At 46.1% G+C, this 19768-nt stretch carries 12 protein-coding genes, 1 pseudogene and 1 riboswitch; of the genes and pseudogenes, 10 read left to right on the top strand and 3 right to left on the bottom strand.

The annotated features are described in order from the left end of the window. Window positions 1–82: 82 nt before the first annotated feature. Window positions 83–3106 carry an AsmA family protein gene (locus GC130_RS26010; protein WP_152001301.1) on the bottom strand — a complete coding sequence of 1008 codons (3024 nt, stop codon included), beginning with the start codon at window positions 3104–3106 and terminating at the stop codon, window positions 83–85. Between the two features lie 172 nt (window positions 3107–3278). Between GC130_RS26010 and GC130_RS26005 the strand changes: the two genes are divergently transcribed. The 4 genes and pseudogenes from GC130_RS26005 to GC130_RS29300 all read left to right on the top strand — a co-directional run. Then, a complete protein-coding gene (locus tag GC130_RS26005; protein WP_152001300.1) occupies window positions 3279–3923 on the top strand; it encodes a DUF4230 domain-containing protein in 645 nt (214 codons plus the stop codon). Between the two features lie 25 nt (window positions 3924–3948). Then, on the top strand, window positions 3949–5403 hold the full coding sequence (locus GC130_RS26000; RefSeq protein ID WP_152001299.1) for an aspartate aminotransferase family protein: 1455 nt from the start codon (window positions 3949–3951) through the stop codon (window positions 5401–5403). A gap of 148 nt (window positions 5404–5551) precedes the next feature. Beyond that, window positions 5552–5773, top strand: a complete 222-nt coding sequence (locus GC130_RS25995; protein WP_152001298.1) for a UPF0175 family protein — start codon at window positions 5552–5554, stop codon at window positions 5771–5773. Beyond that, window positions 5766–6191 (top strand): annotated as a pseudogene (locus GC130_RS29300) (DUF3368 domain-containing protein); the annotation flags it as partial. The gene GC130_RS25995 and the pseudogene GC130_RS29300, both read left to right, overlap by 8 nt. Before the next feature lie 30 nt (window positions 6192–6221). On the opposite strand, the gene metX reads toward GC130_RS29300, so the two are convergent. Continuing rightward, window positions 6222–7325, bottom strand: coding sequence for a homoserine O-acetyltransferase (metX, locus tag GC130_RS25985; protein ID WP_152001296.1), 1104 nt, complete (start codon window positions 7323–7325; stop codon window positions 6222–6224). A gap of 33 nt (window positions 7326–7358) precedes the next feature. After that, complete coding sequence (locus GC130_RS25980; RefSeq protein WP_152001295.1) at window positions 7359–8666, bottom strand: O-acetylhomoserine aminocarboxypropyltransferase/cysteine synthase family protein; 1308 nt, start codon at window positions 8664–8666, stop codon at window positions 7359–7361. A 252-nt stretch (window positions 8667–8918) separates the two neighbouring features. Next, window positions 8919–9027, bottom strand: a riboswitch (SAM riboswitch). Window positions 9028–9235: 208 nt separating this feature from the next. Between GC130_RS25980 and tpiA the strand changes: the two genes are divergently transcribed. The 6 genes from tpiA (at window position 9236) to GC130_RS25950 (ending at window position 19759) form a co-directional block, all read left to right on the top strand. Further along, the gene (tpiA, locus tag GC130_RS25975; protein ID WP_152001294.1) at window positions 9236–10000 is read left to right on the top strand and encodes a triose-phosphate isomerase; all 765 of its coding nucleotides are present in this window, start codon (window positions 9236–9238) and stop codon (window positions 9998–10000) included. Further along, the gene (locus GC130_RS25970) at window positions 10001–10345 is read left to right on the top strand and encodes a DUF6150 family protein (RefSeq protein ID WP_152001293.1); all 345 of its coding nucleotides are present in this window, start codon (window positions 10001–10003) and stop codon (window positions 10343–10345) included. A gap of 29 nt (window positions 10346–10374) precedes the next feature. Then, window positions 10375–11214, top strand: coding sequence for a 50S ribosomal protein L11 methyltransferase (prmA, locus tag GC130_RS25965; RefSeq protein WP_152001292.1), 840 nt, complete (start codon window positions 10375–10377; stop codon window positions 11212–11214). Window positions 11215–11288: 74 nt separating this feature from the next. Next, window positions 11289–16043 (top strand): hypothetical protein, encoded by a 4755-nt coding sequence (locus tag GC130_RS25960; RefSeq protein WP_152001291.1) that lies wholly within the window; start codon window positions 11289–11291, stop codon window positions 16041–16043. A 221-nt stretch (window positions 16044–16264) separates the two neighbouring features. Next, complete coding sequence (locus GC130_RS25955) at window positions 16265–17647, top strand: dipeptidase (RefSeq protein WP_152001290.1); 1383 nt, start codon at window positions 16265–16267, stop codon at window positions 17645–17647. Window positions 17648–17731: 84 nt separating this feature from the next. After that, the gene (locus tag GC130_RS25950) at window positions 17732–19759 is read left to right on the top strand and encodes a cytochrome c biogenesis protein CcdA (RefSeq protein WP_152001289.1); all 2028 of its coding nucleotides are present in this window, start codon (window positions 17732–17734) and stop codon (window positions 19757–19759) included. Window positions 19760–19768: the final 9 nt, after the last annotated feature.

The following is a 19768-nucleotide window of genomic DNA, read 5'->3' as shown; positions in this document are numbered from 1 at the left end:
GTTTAATTGGATATAATTATACAAAAAAACCCTCAGGACAATAAACATCCCGAGGGTTTGAAACGTCTCGTGAGGGTGGGAATTATTCTCCTCCTCCTTTTTTCTTCTTAAGCAGCCCCTTTAGTTTGTCGGCAGCCTCCTCTTTCACTTCTTCTTTCTTCTCTTCGACTTGTTCCTTCACTTCCTCCTTGGCTGCTTCTTTTTTCTCCTCTACCTCTTTAACAACGGCTTCTTTCTTTTCTTCAGCCTGCTTCACAGCCTCGGCCTTGGCTGCGTCAGCTTTCTGTGCGGCCTCTTTTTTCTTGGCATCCATTTCTGAAGCTATCTTAGCCTTGGCAGCATCTGTGGCCGATTTTCCACCCTCGCCTGCATCTACGCTTTTCAATGTCACTTTTGGATCATCATAAGTGCCACCAACGCCGAAGTTCATCACAATATTGGAGGAGATAGCTGAACTCACTCCAGTAACAGATGCTATGGCCTGATTGGCTGCGGCAGATGCGGCACCAGCAGGCACATTCATCGCCATTACGTAGTCCATTGTGCCATCTATACCATTACTTCCGGCAATCGTGGTTTTGTATTTGCCTACATTCACATCGAAAGGCTTCAGCCACACTCTCCCGTCCCTAATTTCGGCTTGCATAATCACGTCCTTCAGGCTCAATGTCCCTGAGTCGTCACCAAGTTTTGAAACAGACGACAAAGTGGTCAGCACTTTAAGGTCATTTACTTTGCCCTCAGCGACTTTCACCACACCCTGCCCCAGGATAGACTCCATCACAGGCATCATATCCTGACCCAAAGCACCAGCCATAACGAAGTCGGTAGAAAACTTTCCTTCCATTTTTTCGGCTATCGGAGCTAATTGTTGAACCGTTGTGAATGTATTATACGCCGACTTGATAGACATATCAGTGATTGAAAAGTCAAAGGCAAACACGGGCTTCTCAAGGTCACGGCTATCGTACTCCCCATCCATAGCAAACAGGCCATCCATTAGGTTGAACTTACCATCGTCAAGTTTTACCACACCATCCTTCACAATGATATTGCCCTTCATGTTTTTGATCTCCATGTTGTCATACAGCAGACTAGTAATGCTAGACTTTAAAATGAAATCAATGTTTTTTGGCACCTCCACTACTTCAAGGGCAGCGGTGTCGGCTTCCACGGTTGCTGTGGTATCCTCGTCGGTCATCCACTCGTTCAGATCGAACGAGTTCGAAGAAAAGTTCAGCTCACCTTTGATGGTCTCGTCATTCATAGCATACGCCATATAGTTGGTGATAGCTCCGGTCATGACCATGTCGCTACGGCCAAGCATAGCGTTGAATTTGTTCAAACGAACCTCTTTCGGGTTGAAACTCAGCTCAGACTCAGAAATGGCAAAGCCCTGCGGCAGGTCAGCATCGGCATAGTAGAAGTTGCTTACGGTCATCCCTCCGCTGGTAGCCAGCTTGTCGTATCTCTCCGCATCCACATCCGACATTTTACCTTTGGTCTGCATGTTGGCGGCGATTTTACCCTTCAGCTCCATGCCTTCCATTGGGAAAATCTGCATAATCTTTTCCAAATCAACACCACCGTTTACCGCCAGATCCCAGGTATAATCGTCGAGATTTTCAAATCTTAAAGTAGACTCAAGCTTTTCCCCATCTACCAACATGGTAAATTTGTCCATCAGCACCACTGTCTCTGCCATCTTACCACTTTCGTTTTTAATGGTAGTGTGCATGTTGATCTGCTCCATGGGGACTGGGTAGTCAGCATATTTGATGAATCCATCTGTCAGCCCCATTTCCATGTCGATGGTTGGGATGGTGTTGGCAATGCTATCATACACTCCCTGAGATTTGGCATTCATGCTAAACATACCCTTCATTTCAAGTCCTTCCATGGGAAACATAGTGGCCAGCTCACCCAGATTCAGTTTTGCCTGAATGTCAGCCACCATGTCGTAGTTGACCAGGTTCTTGATAGTCAGCTTGGCATCAACGGGATTATTGCCGAAGTCAAGATGAAATTGCTTGATGTCAACCAGCGTATTGTCTATGTTGCCATCAGCACAGTCGATCAACATATCAACATTCACATTGCTCACTGCAGAGGGCAGATCTGGATATTTGAAATTGCCGTCGATTACCTTCATGGCAAAGTTGAATGCCGGCATTTGAGTGTCGTTGTAGATGCCTTTAACAAACCCGCTGAACTGGGTGTCGCCAGAGGCTGTCAGCCCGGTGAAGCTATCACTGTACATACCAGGCACAAGCGACAACAATGACTTGAAGCTATTTTCAGGCGATGAAAAATTAATGTCCATGTCGTACCCTTCTTCTGGCATGGCAAAATACCCGTCAAAGTTGAGGCCGAAGTCATTGAGCGACACCACATTGTCCTTAAAGGTAAATTTCATCTGGCCTAAGTCCATATTCAGAGCCATGTCGGCTTTGAGCCTTTTATTGGACATGTATTCTACACCATCATAGGCGACAACCAGATTTTCTATTTCTGTATAAGTGTCCATATCAAACACCTCCAGCGTAAAGTCGCCGCTTCCCGTGTGGTTCATGCCTTTCATCGCCATGTAGAAAGGTATGGTAGCGTCGTCATAAACAATGTTGCCATTTTTGATCTCCCATTTGTCGATGCCAAACTGAACATCACCACTTTCTGTTGGGGTTTCTTCGGCAACTGGTTCCTCCGAGGGCTTGGCTATATCATAATTGGCTTTGCCATTGGCCAGCACCTTTACATAAATATTTGGCTCGTTGAGGTACAAGCCGCTGATACGGTAGTTGCCGTTGATCACAGACATGATGTTGACCACCACGTCTACCTGATCGACCGCAGCCAGAGTGTCTTTCTTAAATTCATCTATGCCAACAACCCCCAGGCCACCGAGTGTTACTGTTAGATTGGGAAAGTTTTTGAAAAGTGTAAGGCCAAAGCGTGATTCATCAAAATAGACTTTGGCGTTAACATTCTCCCCAATTGCATCGTCGAGCGCTGCCTTAATATCATCTTTATAGATGAATGGTAGTATGGCTGCTGCCAAAAGCACTACTACAATGAATCCACCAACAATCAATAGAAACTTTTTCATGGCTGAGTGATTTTAAATTCGGAAAGGACAATTACCCGTATATATTACGTTTTCGTTTGAAGTAATTAGATGCAAATTAACAATTTAGAATGCTGAATGATAATAACGAGGACATGATTTATTTATGATGTTTATGCATCAGCATCTATTGATTTTATAATTTTCGCAAACAATGATCTTTACACCCAAAATAATTCTTAGAATACTGCTATGGGCGCTCTTGCTGGTCGGCGGGGTAGTACTGTGGTTCAACAGTGGGTTGTTTGTTGAGCCAACCACAGTGAACCAGCGACACCAGGTGCTGCTGAAAGAAATCGAAGCTTTGGGCAAGCTGGAGTTGGTGAAGTACCGGATGCAGGATGTAGTGGAAATAGAGAGGCTTAGCAAGCGCTACCTGGATCTGGGCATTTTCAGGATTCAGGACGGTGGCGACTCAAGGGCGGTGCTGATTGCCGCCGGAGAGGCAGTAGCATGCATCGATCTTTTGAAAGTGACGACATCGGACATTATCGACGGAGACACGCTGGTGATTCAACTACCAAAACCGGAGCTTTGCTACCACAAAATTGACCACAGCAAAAGCAGGTTTTACGACTTAAAAAGGGGCATTGGTCTGGAAGACAAAGAGTTCAACCAGTTTATTGACACTGCTTACGCTCAGGCAGAGGCTCAGATGATGAAATCTGCCCTTGAGGGTGGCATCCTTGAGGAGGCAGAGGAAATGGCTTACAAAATTCTCTTGCCGCTTCTCAATAAAGTTGCGTCCCGGCCTGTAATCATTTATTTCAAAGAGGAGGACGTTATCCGCTTAAACTAAGCCCGTTGAAAACTCTCTACATCAAATGAATCTAGACTTTCAGGAAAAAGAATTCCGCCAATACACCGAGCAAGCGGTATCCATCTACTACGACTGGTTAAAGCACCTTAGGGGCTCCAAAATCTATCACAACTATACACCAGCTCAAATTCAGGAGCGATTCAATGAAAAGCTGCCAGAGGAAGAAACACCTATGGAGTCGCTGCTGGCCACGGTTGGTTCCGAAGTTTTCGAGATGTCGAATTTCAACCCGAGCCCCAACTACTACGGATACATCACAGGCGGAGGCAATCAGGTTGGCATGCTCGCTGAGTTTCTGAAAGCCGGTCTTAATCAAAACAACCTGAAGTGGCACAACGCCCCAGCCAACTCAGAAATGGAGAAAATAGTCATCAAATGGCTCTGCCAGTTCATGGGCTATCCTGATGATAGCGCAGGTGTGTTGGTAAGTGGAGGTTCGGAAGGTAACTTCCTTCACTTGGCTGTGATGCGAAAAGTGATGGGGCCTGCCTCTCTTTCTCAGAAGGGCCTTTATAGCCAAAAACCCATGACAGTTTATGTTTCTAGTCAGGGTCACTCTAGTTTCGACAAGGCCATGGATCTGCTGGGCATGGGAAAAGAATACCTTCGGAAAATCCCCGTAGATGATCAGTTTCAGGTAAGGGTTGATTTGATGGAAGAGGCCATTCAGAAAGATCTGAACGAAGGCTTATTGCCTATTGGTGTCATCGGTATTGCTGGTTCTACCAACAACGGCGCCATCGACAGGCTCGATGAACTCGCAACGCTTGCCAAAAAATATAAATTGTGGTACATGGTAGACGCTGCCTACGGCGGCCCTGCGGCTGGCACCGCTGTTGCTGGTCATCTTTTTAGGGGCATGAGCGAGGCCGATGCCGTTCTTGTGAACCCACATAAATGGCTCTATGTGCCGTTTCAGGTGGCAGCTGTTATTGTGAGAAAAAAGGAGCACCTCAAAAACACTTTCAGCCTGGTGCCTGACTACCTCCGGGGAGGTTTGGAAAAAACCGAGCGAGAAGACCTGATGGATTTGACGCTACAGCTCACCAAAGACTTTAAAGCGCTCAAGGTATGGATGACGTTCAAAGCCTATGGTGCCAAAAAGCTGCGGCTGGCAATCGAGAATGATATTGCAGTAGTGAGGTATTTCCAGGAGCTAGTGAATGCCTCCGAAGATTTCGAAATGCTGGGGCCAGCCAATTTGTCGATAGCTACCTTCCGTTATGTTTCCGAGAACGATGGAATAAAGAGTAACCAGGCAAGAGTTGACGGAGTAAACGAGCGGATACTCGAACTGATTGAAGAAGACGGGCGCATCTTTTTTGCTGGTACCCGTATTAATAACAGACCTGCTTTGCGCATCAACTGCAATAATTACAGAAGAACAAAAGCCGATATTGACTTTTTACTGATTGTACTGAGAGAATTGGGGGAGAAGGCACTGTTGAGATCCGTTTAGTCGATTTTGCATTATATTTGTCTTACATGAAATAGCCATAAGGAAAGCCATACCCAGCGGAATGAATAAATCGGTCACGAGACTAAATATCCATTCCTCAATGGTAGAGGCTATTCCATCTGGCCGCTAAAAATTAAGTTTTATACAGATGAAAACAATTACGCTCAATCTTCCGGAAGAAACCGACGAGAAAGAAGTCAAAATGATCGTTGCTTCATCACTCTTCGAAAAAGGGATATTGTCATCTGGCCAGGCTGCCACCTTTGTTGGCATCTCCAAACGAGAATTTATTGAAACCGTTGGCAACTACGGAGTGTCGATTTTCGGAGAAACAGCAGATGACCTGAAGAGGCAGTTTCCCAATGGCTGAGATTATTATCTCCGACACAAGCTGTCTAATTGCTTATCAACGAATTGACAGGCTAGACATCCTTCAAAAGTTATTTCATGAGGTGATCATTACTGAGCAGGTTCTCTCAGAGTTTGGCTATGCTGTACCTGAATGGATAAAGGTCAAATCAGCGCCGCCCCCGTTCAGTCATAGCATTCTTGAAACGCTCGATTTGGGAGAAGCAAGTTCAATTTCGCTTGCTCTAAAAACACCTGGTTCAATTCTAATCCTTGACGAGCGGAAAGGAAGGAAAGTTGCCACCGACCTGGGCCTGGAAATTATAGGATCATTAAGAGTCCTCCTCCTCGCAAAAGATAAAAAGATTATTCCAAGTGTGCGTGAGATGGTGGATCAGCTTTCAGAACACAAATTCCGATTTTCCACACACGTCGTCAGGCAGCTTTTGATAGAGGCAGGAGAAGCATCGCTACACCGCCACCATCACCCTCTTATAAAACTTCTCTATAGAAGCGCCAATGGCTTCCCATTCTATAAGAAAGCCATCATGCCCATAGAGCGAATCGATGATATCCAGCGAGGCATCGTCTACGTGGGAGGCCAAAAACACCTGCTCATCTATGGGGAACAAAATGTCAGATCTGATGCCAACAAAGTGTGAATTGGCTTTTATCTGCGAAAGAGCTTTCTCTATGCTGCCTCTTCCTCTGCCCACATTGTGCGAATCCATTGCTTTTGACAGCCTCCAGTAGCTATACGCATTGAACCGCTTCTTCAGCTTTTCGCCCTGGTACTGCTGATAACTCGACGCCAAATAGTCGTCTGTTTTCTCCGTTGTATCCTCCTCCTGGGTTCTTTGGTAGGTGAGGTAGTGCCTGTAGGAAAGTAAGGCGATTGTTCTGGCGGTCTTCATTCCCTCAAGTCCTGCATCCGGTTTGCTTTCTTTAAAGGTAGCGTCGTTCGCAATCGCCATCCTCTGCGACTCGTTGAAAGCAATGCCCCAGGGTGAATGGTGGGCGTTGGTGGAAACACCAATGAGATTTTCAAACACGTCAGGCTCAATAATGGCCCACTCCAGTGCTTGCTGCCCCCCCATAGAGCCGCCAATCAGGGTGTGGACTTTTTCAAAGCCAAGGGATTTTCTCAATTGAATAAAAGCGCCAACTATGTCTCTATTGGTGGGTGTGGGAAAATCGTGAAAGTAGGGCTTGGCTGTGGCGGGATTTTTGTCGAGTGCATTGGTTGAGCCGTAACAACTCCCCAGCATGTTGGCACAGATCACAAAAAACTTCTCAGGATCATACACTTTACCGGGCCCAAACAAACCTGGCCACCACTCTGAAGGATTGGAATTGCCTGTAAGTGCATGACACACCCACACAACATTGTTCCTTTCGGGGTTTAGCTTACCAAATGTCGTATAGTGCAAATGGTACTCTGTCAATTCCCGACCGGACTCAAGTTTCAATGGCTGGGTCGATCTGTATAATTCCTCGGTTATTTTCACTAAGTCCTCTTCTTTTGGGTTAAAATTCCTCCCGGCCACTGGATGTATAGCCGGGAGGTAAGTCATCAATTAACCTGTATATATATAATTAACTAAAATTTACTTTTTCAGCTGGTCAAAAGCCTGTATCAAGTCAGCTTTAATGTCATCTACATGCTCGGTACCAGCCGACAGTCGCAATAAATTAGGATCGACCCCAGCTTTTAGCTGCTCCTGCTCGCTCAACTGTTGGTGCGTCGTCGACGCTGGGTGAATAATCAGCGTTTTCGAGTCACCCACGTTGGCCAGGTGGCTCACGAGTTTCAGCGAATCAACAAACTTTTCTGCGTTGGCCTTACCTCCTTTGATTTTGAATGACAATACACCACCAAAGCCTCTTTTCAGGTATTTCTTGGCCAATGCGTGGTATTTGCTGCTAGCAAGTCCCGGGTAGTTCACGCTTTCAACCAAAGGATGTTTCTCTAGCCATTGCGCCAGCTCAAGGGCGTTTTGCACAGTTCTGTCTAGCCTGAGAGAAAGCGTCTCAATGCCCTGAAGCAAAAGGAAAGAATTGAATGGGCTTATGGCCGGACCGAGGTCACGCAAACCTTCTACCCTGGTTCGGATAGCAAAAGCTATATTAGGCAGCCCCAGTGGGTTTCCTTCACCAAACACTTCCCAGAAGTTCAGGCCATGGTAGCCTTCAGACGGCTCCGAAAACTGCTTGAATTTCCCATTGCCCCAGTTGAAGTTTCCACCGTCAACAATGATTCCTCCGATACTTGTGCCATGACCACCTATCCACTTAGTGGCAGATTCAACCACCACATTGGCCCCATGCTCTAGCGGGCGAAACAGGTAGCCACCGGCGCCAAAGGTGTTGTCAACCACCAAAGGAATATTATGCTTCTTCGCTACTGCTGCTATCGCTTCAAAATCGGGAATATTGAATTCCGGATTGCCTATCGTTTCAAGGTAGAGTGCTCTGGTATTTTTGTCGATCAGCTTTTCAAACTCGGCTGGTGAGTCATTTTCTACAAACCTCACGTCAATCCCCAACCTCTTGAAGGCAACTTTGAACTGATTATAAGTGCCTCCGTACAGGTGATTGGTAGATACCAGGTTTTGGCCTGCCTCCAAAATGTTGTGCAAGGCCAAAAGCTGTGCGGCCTGGCCCGATGCTGTTGCCACTGCAGCAACACCACCTTCCAGGGCCGCTATTCTCTTCTCAAAAACATCCGTTGTCGGATTCATGATCCGTGTGTAGATGTTCCCAAATTCTTTCAGGGCAAACAGGTTGGCACCATGCTCAGAGTTTTTGAATGTATAGGAGGTGGTTTGGTAAATAGGCACCGCCCTCGACTGTGTGGCTGAATCTACTTCCTGACCTGCATGTAATTGCAGTGTTTCAAATCTTAATTGTGACATATTATAAGGTGTTTTTAAATTGAAGTTGAATTAAAAAATTGCCTGTAACGGGTTGGCTCCCTGGCCAATAGTCCGTCGTTTGCTGCTAAGCGACAAAGGCAAAAGCGCCTAGCAGCACATACAGCAACAACAGCAGGCAAAAGCCGCCCTGATTGAAAAATTTAATACACGAAATGTGTGAGCCGATGACCGGCCGTGCGATGAGATAGCGCTTGTCGCTAGAAGAGATTCCTGATTTTTCATTTTGCTCTCAATTTATATTCTCCGCCAACCGACGGATCAGGATTTAGCACCTTACCACCTTGAGTGGCCGGTTGCTAGCGCTTCATAGAGCCTGTCTCTCCACGCTTCTTTATAAATCAATTGCTAAGAATTGACTTGAAGGCACAAACGTAGATATGCCGAATTATGTTTCCAAACATTTTGTAGAAAATTTCCTGAGCGCCGATTTTGGAGGTATTGCCTCTAAAATGAAGCATTTTATTTTGTGCTCTCCTGACAATTAACTCAAATGCGGTCTTCTAAATATTCATATTCAGCTATATTTGGGCCCGATTAAAATGAAAATCATGAGAAAGAAGATTGTAGCAGGAAACTGGAAAATGAATAAGAACCTGGAAGAAGGACATCAGCTAACTTCCGAGGTGGTTAACATGGTGAAGGATGAAGTGACCAGCGACGTGCAGGTGGTTTTATGTACCCCTTTTGTTCATTTAAACTCTATCAGCAAACTTTTGGCAGGAAGTAAAAACGTAATGCTTGGTGCGCAAAACTGCAGCGAACATGCGTCAGGTGCTTACACAGGCGAAACGTCAGTTTCGATGCTCAAGTCTGTCGGCACTCAGTTTGTCATCATAGGCCACAGCGAGCGAAGGGAATACTTTGGAGAAACAGATGCTCTTTTTGCAAAAAAGGTTGATGCGGTGCTTGCAGCTGGCATGACGCCTATTTACTGCTGCGGAGAGAAGCTGGAAGTGCGTGAAGCCAACGATCATATTAAATTGGTAACTGCGCAGGTATCTGAAGCGCTTTTTCACCTTTCAGCAGACGCTCTTCAAAAAGTAGTGATTGCCTATGAGCCTGTTTGGGCTATCGGAACCGGTAAAACAGCCTCCTCTGCACAAGCGCAGGAAATGCATGCTGAAATCAGGGCTCACCTGGCTGGAAAATATGGCAAGAATGTTGCCGAAGAGATTACTATACAATACGGAGGCAGTGTGAAGCCGGACAATGCAGTGGAAATTTTTGCCCAGCCCGACGTGGACGGCGGGCTGATCGGCGGCGCTTCACTAAAGTCACGTGACTTCGTCGACATTGTAAAAGCAATGAAGTAAATGAACATTTTCGTTTTCCTCGGTTTAATTGGTCTAAGCCTTTCTTCTGTTGACGAACCAATGGTTGGTGCAGATCAGGATTTCTGTGGTGTTTATGGTGCCATATATGTGGAAACTGACAGAAGAAGGGCTGACTACCTGGTTTTTGAAGATGAAAACGAAGCTTTTGCCGACATGCTGATTTTCAAAGAAAGCAGCAGGGTTTTCGCCGACAGGCAGGGGATTTGGTACTTCACCAAAAACCGGGGCATGGCCGACTTCACGATATATTATGTCAAAGAAAAAGGCCAGCAACACTTTTCTGTTAATTTCACTGACACCGAATCATTTGTCGGCTGCAGATAGGCAGTTAACCACCCTAATCCAGGTCAACGATGGACTTTATCGAATTGCAAATTAAGACCTCCAGGGATCTTGCAGACATTCTCATAGCCGAGCTGGGAGAAATTGGCTTTGACACCTTTGAGGAAACTGACGAGGGGTTTAATGCCTATATTTTGGAAGGGAGCTTCAAAGAGGCTGACGTCAAAGAAATTATCCAGAAGTATTCTTTCCTTGGCATTGCCAGCTACGAAACAGTGAAGATTCCAAAGGAAAATTGGAACCAAAGCTGGGAAACAAACTACCACCCCATCGAAATCCCTGGCCGCTGTAGGGTCAGGGCTTCTTTTCATAAACCCGACCCATCTTTTCCGTTGGAAATAGTCATCAACCCAAAAATGTCGTTCGGCACGGGGCACCATTCCACCACCTATCTCATGATGGAACTACTGCTTGATAGTGACTTGCAGGGAAAGTCAGTGTTTGATTTTGGTACTGGCACCGGCATATTGGCCATTTTGGCCGCTAAACTTGGTGCAGCGCACATCGACGCCAGCGACATCGATGAGTGGTGCATAGAAAACGGCATGGAAAACATCGCTATTAACGATTGCAGTAATATCAAAATCCAGCTAGGCACTGTAAAGGAAGTAAAAAAGAACCCTTCTTACGACCTCGCCATCGCCAATATCAATCGAAATGTGTTGCTGGAAGAAATGCCGGACTATGCCGCTGTGCTTCCGGAAGGCAGCAAGCTGTACCTAAGCGGCTTCTACGAAACTGACCTGCCAGTAATTGAGGAAAAAGCCTCGTCACTTGGCTTTCGCAAGACCACCCATAGGGTGCGAGAGAAGTGGGTGGCTACTGCTTTCGAAAAAAAGGCGGTTGAATAGATAGTAACAGGCCCTCATTTTTCGTTACCTTTGAAGTTATGCAGGTGTTTTTAAGGGAACGGTTATCTCTCAAAATGAGATTCTTAGCAATATTGCTATTGCTGTCCTCACATCTATGGGCTCAACAGTTTACCTTTTCGACTGACCCCAACACATTCGGGCAAGATTTATCAAACGGCATAAGACAGATTGACAATGAAGGTGCGGCCAAGATCGCCGCTGACTTTGTCACCGTGTGGAATTCGGGTCAGATCAATGCCGACCAGAAGAAAATCATTATCGACATCGCCGTCAAAATGCGGGATCGGAGAATGCGCACCTACCCATATTTCGAGTTCTTCGGTGCCTACATAGCCTACGCCATTCAAAAGGAAAATATCAGCTCCACCGAGCTCACAAATCTTCTCAAGATCAATAACCAGGTAGTCGACACCTACCGCAACAAGGAGTACAGCGAGTTTTTGCTCATGCTCAATCAATTCTTTGCCCGAAGGGCTTTGTACTACACCAAATACTTCAAACTATATGCCGAGGGAGGCACTTATGGCTTTGAATTGGACGAGGCGGAACCGGCTTATGTATTGCCTGCTGAGGAGCCCCCGATCGAGGAGGAAATTCCGGCAGATAGCGGCTGGGGAACCGCCGACAGCAGCAACGATGGTTGGGGCACACCGTCTAATAGCGGATGGGGCAATGACTCAGGATGGGGCAACGACCCGGTAGCGGAGCCTGCGCCAGTGGCTGATGCTTTTGTGGCCGAAGTGGTTAGTCAAGCACTACTCCCGGAAGTGAGCGGCCCTGTGATAAAGCTCAACAATGTAAATTTCAGGTTAGTAACACCCTATGACTCCGTCGGCATCCAAAACACGTCGGGCTCGGTTGTCATCCACGACAAAGTGTTTGTGGGCAGCGGGGGTAAATTTAGCTGGCCCGGCGAAGCAAATGGTGCCGAAGCCGCCTCTGTTACCTTTACCGATTACAGCTTTGAAATCACTAAACCAAGAATAAGTGCGGAGAAGGTCACTCTCAGCTTCCCTGCCTGGTTTGACGGAGAAGCAGAGGGAATTTTCGACTTCAAGAGCTATCAGAGAACAGACAAAGAGGAGCTGTATTTTCCCCAGTTTACTTCCTACTATGCCGACATCACTTTAAAACTCAAAGCGCCAAATGCTGCGTATACGGGGGGCTTTTCTATTATAGGGAACAAATTTTACGGCACCTCCGCTCTCAAGCGACCATCTGTACTAAATATTAGAGATGACTTTGGTCGTTCTTTTACAGCAAGGGGCGTCAAGTACGCCTTCGAGGACTCCTTGATAACGTCGGACAAGGCAATGGTCGCTATTTACCACAATGGCGATTCGATCTTCCATCCGCAGAATAAACTGGTTTTTGATGAGGGCAAAAACCTACTCACTCTATACAGAGACCAGAATAAATTCAAAGGCACGCCTTACTCTTCGTCGTTTTTCGTGATGGACTTTAGCGCCGACAAAATTAGCTGGGATTTGAAGACCGACAGCCTCGATATCTCTATTATGAATGCTCGAAATCGTGTCCCAGCGGTTTTCGAGTCTCAAGACTACTTTAGCGAAAAGAGGTTTTCAATGTACCCGGGCTTGTTCGGATATCATCCTATCATGGCCGTGGTTCGGTATGCCAGGAATTCAGGAGCAAGTGAATTTTACCTTCGCGACATGACAACGGCCTATAAGCTTGACTACAATCAGGCGCTTGCGGCAATGAATTTCCTTTACCAAAATGGCTTCATCAATTTCCAGGCTGAAACGGGGTTCATAAAGGTGAAGGACAAATCTTTTCACTACATTCTATCTAATCAGAACAAGAAAGACTACGATAACCTTATCGTACCTTCTCTTACCGAGCGGTATCCTAACGGCACGCTTAATTTTGGCACCAAAGAACTCACTCTCAGGGGCGTTGACAGGGTATACATTACTACCGACCTGAAGGTTTACATGGAACCAGACAGCGGTGTAGTCAAAATTCTGGAGGGTAGGGACTTGCTGTTTAATGGAATGGTGAATGCCGGAGATTTCGTATACAAAGGAAAAGATTTTCAGTTTCAATATGCGGACAATCTTTTTGCCATGCCGACAATTGACTCCATCAGGATTCAGATTCCAGTGCCAGACTCGCTTAAAGTTGAAGGCGGTGAAGAAAAGACTGCCTTGCATAACCACCTTGAGCTTACCTCCGGAACCCTATTTGTAGAAAGCCCCGACAACAAGTCAGGGAAAAAGCAAAACCTCCAGTATCCTTACTTTACTTCCGATTCCGAAGCCGTTGTTTTCTTCGACTCTAAAGAGATTCTTAAGGGAGCTTATAACAAAACAGTCAGATTTGTGATACCGCCATTCGAAATAGACAGCTCCAACAGAAGTGATGGGGCAAGTATAAGTTTTGAGGGCACCTTCTATGCAGGAGACATATTGGAGCCGTTTGAGGAGAAGCTTGTTATTCAACCTGATAAGTCGCTGGGCTTTGAGCACAAAATACCTGAGAGCGGCTACAAGCTGTATGGGGGCACGGGAACACTCTACAACAACCTAAGCCTGAGCTACCAGGGCTTGAGGTCAAATGGAAAGATTGACTATTTAACGACTACCGTATACTCTAACGACTTTATTTTCTATTTGGATTCTACTTCAGCCATTGCTCAAAGTGGCGAAATCAGGCCGGGCAACTTAGGATCGGCGTCCTTCCCACAAGGAATAATGGGAGCCCTGAGAATGAAATGGCTGCCCAAAAAAGACAGTATGTTTCTCAAAAATATCGGTGACCCCATTGAGTTGTACAATGGCACAGCCAAGCTTCAGGGGGCTGCAAACATTACTGCCAAAGGGGCCTTTGGGCTTGGCACGCTGGAGACACGTGGGTCGAGGGTGAAATCGAAGCAGTTCAGTTTTTCAGAAACAAAATTCAGCGCCAGGCATGGAGCGTTTGAAATTTTGACTGACAACCCACAGAAGCCAGCCATGGCTGGAGAGGATATTGCGCTGAACTTTGACCTCGCCAGCAACATTGCAGACGTGCACCCTGAAAAGGCCGGTGTAGCGGCCATAGGCTTCCCTTATGCGCAAATGAAGACGTCAATCACCAACGCCATTTGGAACCTAAACGACCAAAAGATTACGATGAGCAAGCCGGCCAACGTTGCTATTGAAGACTCCTACTTCTACTCAACCCGACCCGACCTCGATTCGCTGGCGTTTAACGCAACGGCGGGTATTTACGATATCAACCGCTACGAGTTGAACCTGCAGGGCATTCCGTACATCACGGTGGCGGATGCGGAAATCACGCCGGAAAACGAAGAGATTACGATCCTTGAGAACTCAACTCTACAGGAGCTTAAAAATGCTATTGTAAGGATTGACACTGCCAATCGTTACCATACCCTGACCAGTGGACTCATCACCATTGTCGACAGAAATAAATTCACTGGCAGCGCACTGTATCAGCTCGTCAATGCGGCGCAGGACACTTTTACGATCAAGTTCAATCAATTTGAGCTTCAGAATGTGCCCATAGCCAAGAACAGGTTCAAAACGATGACCGTGTCGGAAGGCGATGTGCTGGAAGATCAGGATTTTGTGATGTCGCCGGGGTTTCTGTACAAAGGTCGGGCGAAAATGTATGCAGACCGGAGGGCGCTTGAGCTGATTGGCGGAGTGAAGCTCGACTGGAAGAAAGAAAGAGACTCTCAGTGGATCAGCTACACCAACAAAACTGAAAACCCTGAAGTGCTTGTCAACTTTGATGCCTCAACAGCGGAAACAGGCCAGAAACTAGTCGCAGGCCTACACTATGACTCATTTGACGACATTATATACCTGACCTACATTAACGACAAAAACGACCCGATTGACTTTGATCTTTTTACACCTCATGGCACCCTTTCTTATAATCTTGAGGGGGATTTCTACAAAATAGAAGACCAAGCCAAGTCAGACGGGAATTCCTATGCTGGTAGCACGTTCATTTACTCCGAAAACACCAATAGTGTGATCTTTGAAGGCCCGGTAACCTTTATAAAAAACAGCCCCGATTTCACTTTGAAGGCATCTGCAAAAGGGATTGGCCGACTCGACTCCTCCTACTTCAAAATGACGGCTTTTTTAACGGCCGACTTCAAAATTAGCCCAGCGGCAACCGAGGTTATGACGAAAGACCTCGTTGACATTATTGAGCGCCTGGGGGCTCCACAGGCAAATAACATACAGGGTGACTTGGTTTATCTCCTCGCCAACCTTACCAGCGATCAGATAGCCAAAAGCTATGAAAACAACACTTTGAAAAATTACGTGCCGTTGGTATCTGTGTCACCAGAGCTTCAAAAAGCACTGTCTCTCTCGGAGGTCAACCTGCAATGGAATGCTACTCACAAGGCCTGGTACAACGATGGCAAGATTGGCATTTCAAACATTTTCAGAAACGACATAAATGCAGAAGCTGACGGCTTTGTTGAAATTAAAAGAGACCCCCTTGGAGACATCGTAAATATTTTCATCATGTTTTCAGAAGCCACCTGGTACCACTTCAGGTTCGACCAGAACAGGCTCCTTATTCTCTCTTCCAACCAGAAATTTAACGAGGAGATAAGAAACTCCTCTACACTTGAAAAAGCCGCACTAGGTGCTTTTGCTCTTGGGCTTGGCGAGGAGTCCGAAACGATGACTTTTATCAATAATTTTCGCAAAAATTACTATAATATCGACAAACCTTTCAAACTACAATTCACTACCGACCCTGCCTTTGGAAAGGACAGCTTTGATACAATTGAAAAAGACAAAGACGGTTTCTAATCCTGCGACTGCCAGGGTAAACAAGCCCTTCCCGAAAGTTCAACCTGGTTGTAACTTTTTTCAATACAACCATGGACAAATACCATTGATACATAGCAGATTTGCCTTTGCAGCGTCTTGGTAATATTCCTTACTTTTACCTGATGAACACACTGATGTTTCATTCCGAAGAAATGCAGCACAGCAACCTTTAAAACATTAGCCCGATAAATTAAAATTTCATGAGTGTTAAAACCAAGATTCCCTACATCGAGGAAAACCAGCAAAGGTTTTTAGATGAGCTTTTTGAGTTGTTGAGAATTCCATCGGTGAGTGCCGACAAAAAGTTCAAGGACGATGTAAAAAGAGCAGCGGAGTTTATAAAGAAGAAGCTAGTCGAAGCTGGCGTCGATAAGGCTGAAATTTGCCCTACTGATGGCCATCCCATTGTTTATGGAGAAAAAATAATTGACCCCACACTTCCAACTGTTCTCGTATACGGGCACTACGACGTGCAACCTGCCGATCCTTATGAACTTTGGGAAACCCCTCCGTTTGAACCCACCATTAGAAATGAGAAAATCTATGCCCGGGGTTCTGCCGACGACAAAGGCCAAATGTACATGCATATTAAGGCCTTTGAAACGATGATGCAGACCAATTCACTCACCTGCAACGTAAAGTTCATGATCGAAGGTGAAGAAGAAGTGGGCTCCAACAATCTGGGCATTTTCACCGAAGCCAACAAACAGAAGCTGAAGGCTGACATGATTATGATTTCTGACACGGGCATCATCAGCAATGAACATCCTTCCATCACAGTTGGGCTTCGTGGTCTCACTTATGTGGAAGTGGAAGTAACAGGGCCAAACAGAGATCTTCATTCGGGTATGTATGGCGGCGCTGTAGAAAATCCCATCAATGTTCTTTGTGAAATGATCCACAAAATGAAGGACGAAAATGGTCACATCACAATTCCCGGGTTCTACGATAAAGTCGTGGAGTTGTCAAAAGCAGATAGGGAAGCTATGGCGAAGCAGCCCTTTTCTCTTGAGAAATATAAAAAAGACCTCGACATAGCCGAAGTTTTCGGAGAAGACGGCTTTTCGACTATTGAGAGAACCGGCATCAGGCCGACTTTCGATGTCAACGGCATTTGGGGTGGATACATTGGTGAGGGTGCCAAAACAGTGCTTCCCTCGAAAGCCTACGCCAAAATCAGCATGAGACTGGTGCCAAACCAGAACTCTGATGAAATCACAAAACTGTTTACGGACTATTTTCTGAGTGTGGCCCCTAAAACAGTTAAGGTCAAAGTAACGCCCCACCATGGCGGCGAACCCGCTATGGTATCTACCAAGTCCACGGCCTACCAGGCTGCGGCATTGGCAGTGGAAGAAGCCTGGGGAAAGGCCCCGATACCCACCCGGGAAGGGGGGAGCATACCGATCGTAGCACTGTTTCAAAAAGTATTAGGCCTCGACTCTTTGCTGATGGGATTTGGGCTTGACGAAGATGCCATCCATTCTCCTAATGAGAGCTATGGCATATTTAACTACATCAAAGGAATTGAAACCATCACGCTATTTTATAAACACTTTGCTACTTTAAGCAAAGCGAAATAAAAACAAGCAAACAAACTCTCTGCGAAGGGATTGCGTTAAGGAGTGAAATTTGGCTCTTTCTCTTTTTGAAAAAAGAAGAAACTGATGAAAAGAATACTATTAAGTCTGGTTGGAGTTGTCACCATTTTTGCCTCCTTTGGGCAGGTACAAAAGCCCATATCGTGGAGTTATGAGTTGAGCAATAAAGACCCCAAGGTAGGCGATACGCTTAGCCTCGTTTTCAAAGCTAAAATAGATAATACCTGGTACTTATATTCTTCAGACTTCGACCCTGATCTCGGTCCTATTGTCGCAGAGTTTGACTTCGTGGGCGATCCTTCTTACGAAGCAATCGATAGCATAAGACCCATTGGCGCCAAAAGAAAATACGACGACCTATGGGAAGGGGAATACACGTATTTTAGAGAGCACGCTGAATTTCGTCAGACCATTCTCGTCAACAGCCTGCCGGTTAACCTTTCAGGCAGCTTTTTCTATCAGGTTTGCACCGATGTAGATGGCAAGTGCATCAATTTAGATGAAGACTTCACATACGCCACCTTCACTGGCGATTCCAAGAAAAGCCCCACCGAAGTTAAAAAGGGTTCGGAAGGCACCGAAACGGCAGTCTTGAACAAAAGAGATTCAACAGATGCCTATTCGCTCTGGGGCTTTATGGTCGTTGCCTTTTTAGCAGGGCTTGCGGCGCTGCTTACGCCCTGTGTGTTTCCAATGATTCCCATGACCGTCACCTTTTTCACTGGAAAAGGTGATAAGAAAAGTGGCAAGGGAATGGCTTTGTTTTATGGCTTCAGCATCGTGCTTATTTATACCCTCATCGGCTCTCTTGTTGCTCCATTTATGGGGCCTGAAATTGCCAATGACCTGGCCACTGGCTGGGTGCCCAATGTCATTTTCTTTTTGGTTTTCATTATTTTTGCACTGTCATTTCTTGGGCTTTTCGAAATCACTTTACCACATAAGTGGGTCAATGCCATGGATCGAAACGCTGACAAGGGCGGAATGATTGGCGTTTTCTTTATGGCCTTTACGCTGGTGTTGGTTTCTTTCTCCTGCACCGGCCCCATCGTCGGAAGTATCCTGGTGGAGTCCGCCGGAGGATTGATCTTGAAGCCGATTTTGGGCATGGCGGCGTTTTCAATGGCTTTTGCAGTGCCATTTACATTGTTTGCTTTTTTTCCGAATTGGCTAAGCACACTGCCAAAATCAGGCGGCTGGCTCAACTCGGTGAAAGTAGTGCTGGGCTTTCTCGAACTCGCTTTGGCGTTTAAATTTTTGAGCATTGCCGACCAGGCCTATCACTGGAATATCCTCGATAGAGAGATCTACCTGGCTATCTGGATTGTGGTTTTCACCTTGTTAGGCTTTTATCTGCTTGGCAAAATTCAGCTGCCTGGCGACAGCAAAATGGAGAAGCTGCCAGTGCCAAGACTAATTCTCGCTGTCGTCACCTTTACATTCGTGGTTTATATGATCCCAGGCATGTTCGGTGCCCCCCTGAAAGCCCTGGCTGGTTATTTACCTCCACAATCCACAATGGACTTTGACTTACCTGGCATTGTTCGTCAGCAAGGGGGTTCTTCTAATTCAGGCACAGCATCCAACAGCATCTGCGAACCGCCAAAATACGCCGACATGCTTCACTTCCCTCATGGTCTCACTGGCTATTTCGACTACGACCAGGCCATTGCCTGCGCACGGGAACAACAGAAACCGCTTTTTATCGATTTTACCGGACATGGCTGCGTGAACTGCAGGGAAATGGAGGCAAGGGTGTGGTCTGACCCTCAGGTGCTCGAAAGACTAAAAAATGACTTTGTACTAGTGGCGCTTTACGTGGACGAAAAGACCGAGCTCCCCGAATCACAGTGGTATGAGTCGGAATATGATGGTAAAATCAAAAAATCCATTGGGAAGCAAAATGCAGACTTGCAGATCACGAGGTTTAACAACAATGCCCAGCCTTTTTACGTGATTTTGGATCCAAACGAGAACCTTTTGGCTGCTCCCAAGGCCTATGACCTCAATATTGCTAACTTTGTAACGTTTCTGGATGAGGCGAGTTCTTCTATGACGAAGAACAAACCCGTTTTTTCGACCATAAACCCCTGATTCGACCTG

This window comes from Imperialibacter sp. EC-SDR9 (assembly GCF_902498805.1).
GTDB lineage: Bacteria > Bacteroidota > Bacteroidia > Cytophagales > Cyclobacteriaceae > Imperialibacter.
Note: the sequence above shows the minus strand (reverse complement) of the source record. Positions and strands in the feature narration are given on the sequence as shown.

Excerpts from the sequence above, each read along its gene's own strand:
- GC130_RS26010 (WP_152001301.1), bottom strand. The coding sequence starts at position 3,106 with ATGAAAAAGTTTCTATTGATTGTTGGTGGATTCATTGTAGTAGTGCTT.
- GC130_RS26005 (WP_152001300.1), top strand. The coding sequence starts at position 3,279 with ATGATCTTTACACCCAAAATAATTCTTAGAATACTGCTATGGGCGCTC.
- GC130_RS26000 (WP_152001299.1), top strand. The coding sequence starts at position 3,949 with ATGAATCTAGACTTTCAGGAAAAAGAATTCCGCCAATACACCGAGCAA.
- GC130_RS25995 (WP_152001298.1), top strand. The coding sequence starts at position 5,552 with ATGAAAACAATTACGCTCAATCTTCCGGAAGAAACCGACGAGAAAGAA.
- metX (WP_152001296.1), bottom strand. The coding sequence starts at position 7,325 with ATGACTTACCTCCCGGCTATACATCCAGTGGCCGGGAGGAATTTTAAC.
- GC130_RS25980 (WP_152001295.1), bottom strand. The coding sequence starts at position 8,666 with ATGTCACAATTAAGATTTGAAACACTGCAATTACATGCAGGTCAGGAA.
- tpiA (WP_152001294.1), top strand. The coding sequence starts at position 9,236 with ATGAGAAAGAAGATTGTAGCAGGAAACTGGAAAATGAATAAGAACCTG.
- GC130_RS25970 (WP_152001293.1), top strand. The coding sequence starts at position 10,001 with ATGAACATTTTCGTTTTCCTCGGTTTAATTGGTCTAAGCCTTTCTTCT.
- prmA (WP_152001292.1), top strand. The coding sequence starts at position 10,375 with ATGGACTTTATCGAATTGCAAATTAAGACCTCCAGGGATCTTGCAGAC.
- GC130_RS25960 (WP_152001291.1), top strand. The coding sequence starts at position 11,289 with ATGAGATTCTTAGCAATATTGCTATTGCTGTCCTCACATCTATGGGCT.
- GC130_RS25955 (WP_152001290.1), top strand. The coding sequence starts at position 16,265 with ATGAGTGTTAAAACCAAGATTCCCTACATCGAGGAAAACCAGCAAAGG.
- GC130_RS25950 (WP_152001289.1), top strand. The coding sequence starts at position 17,732 with ATGAAAAGAATACTATTAAGTCTGGTTGGAGTTGTCACCATTTTTGCC.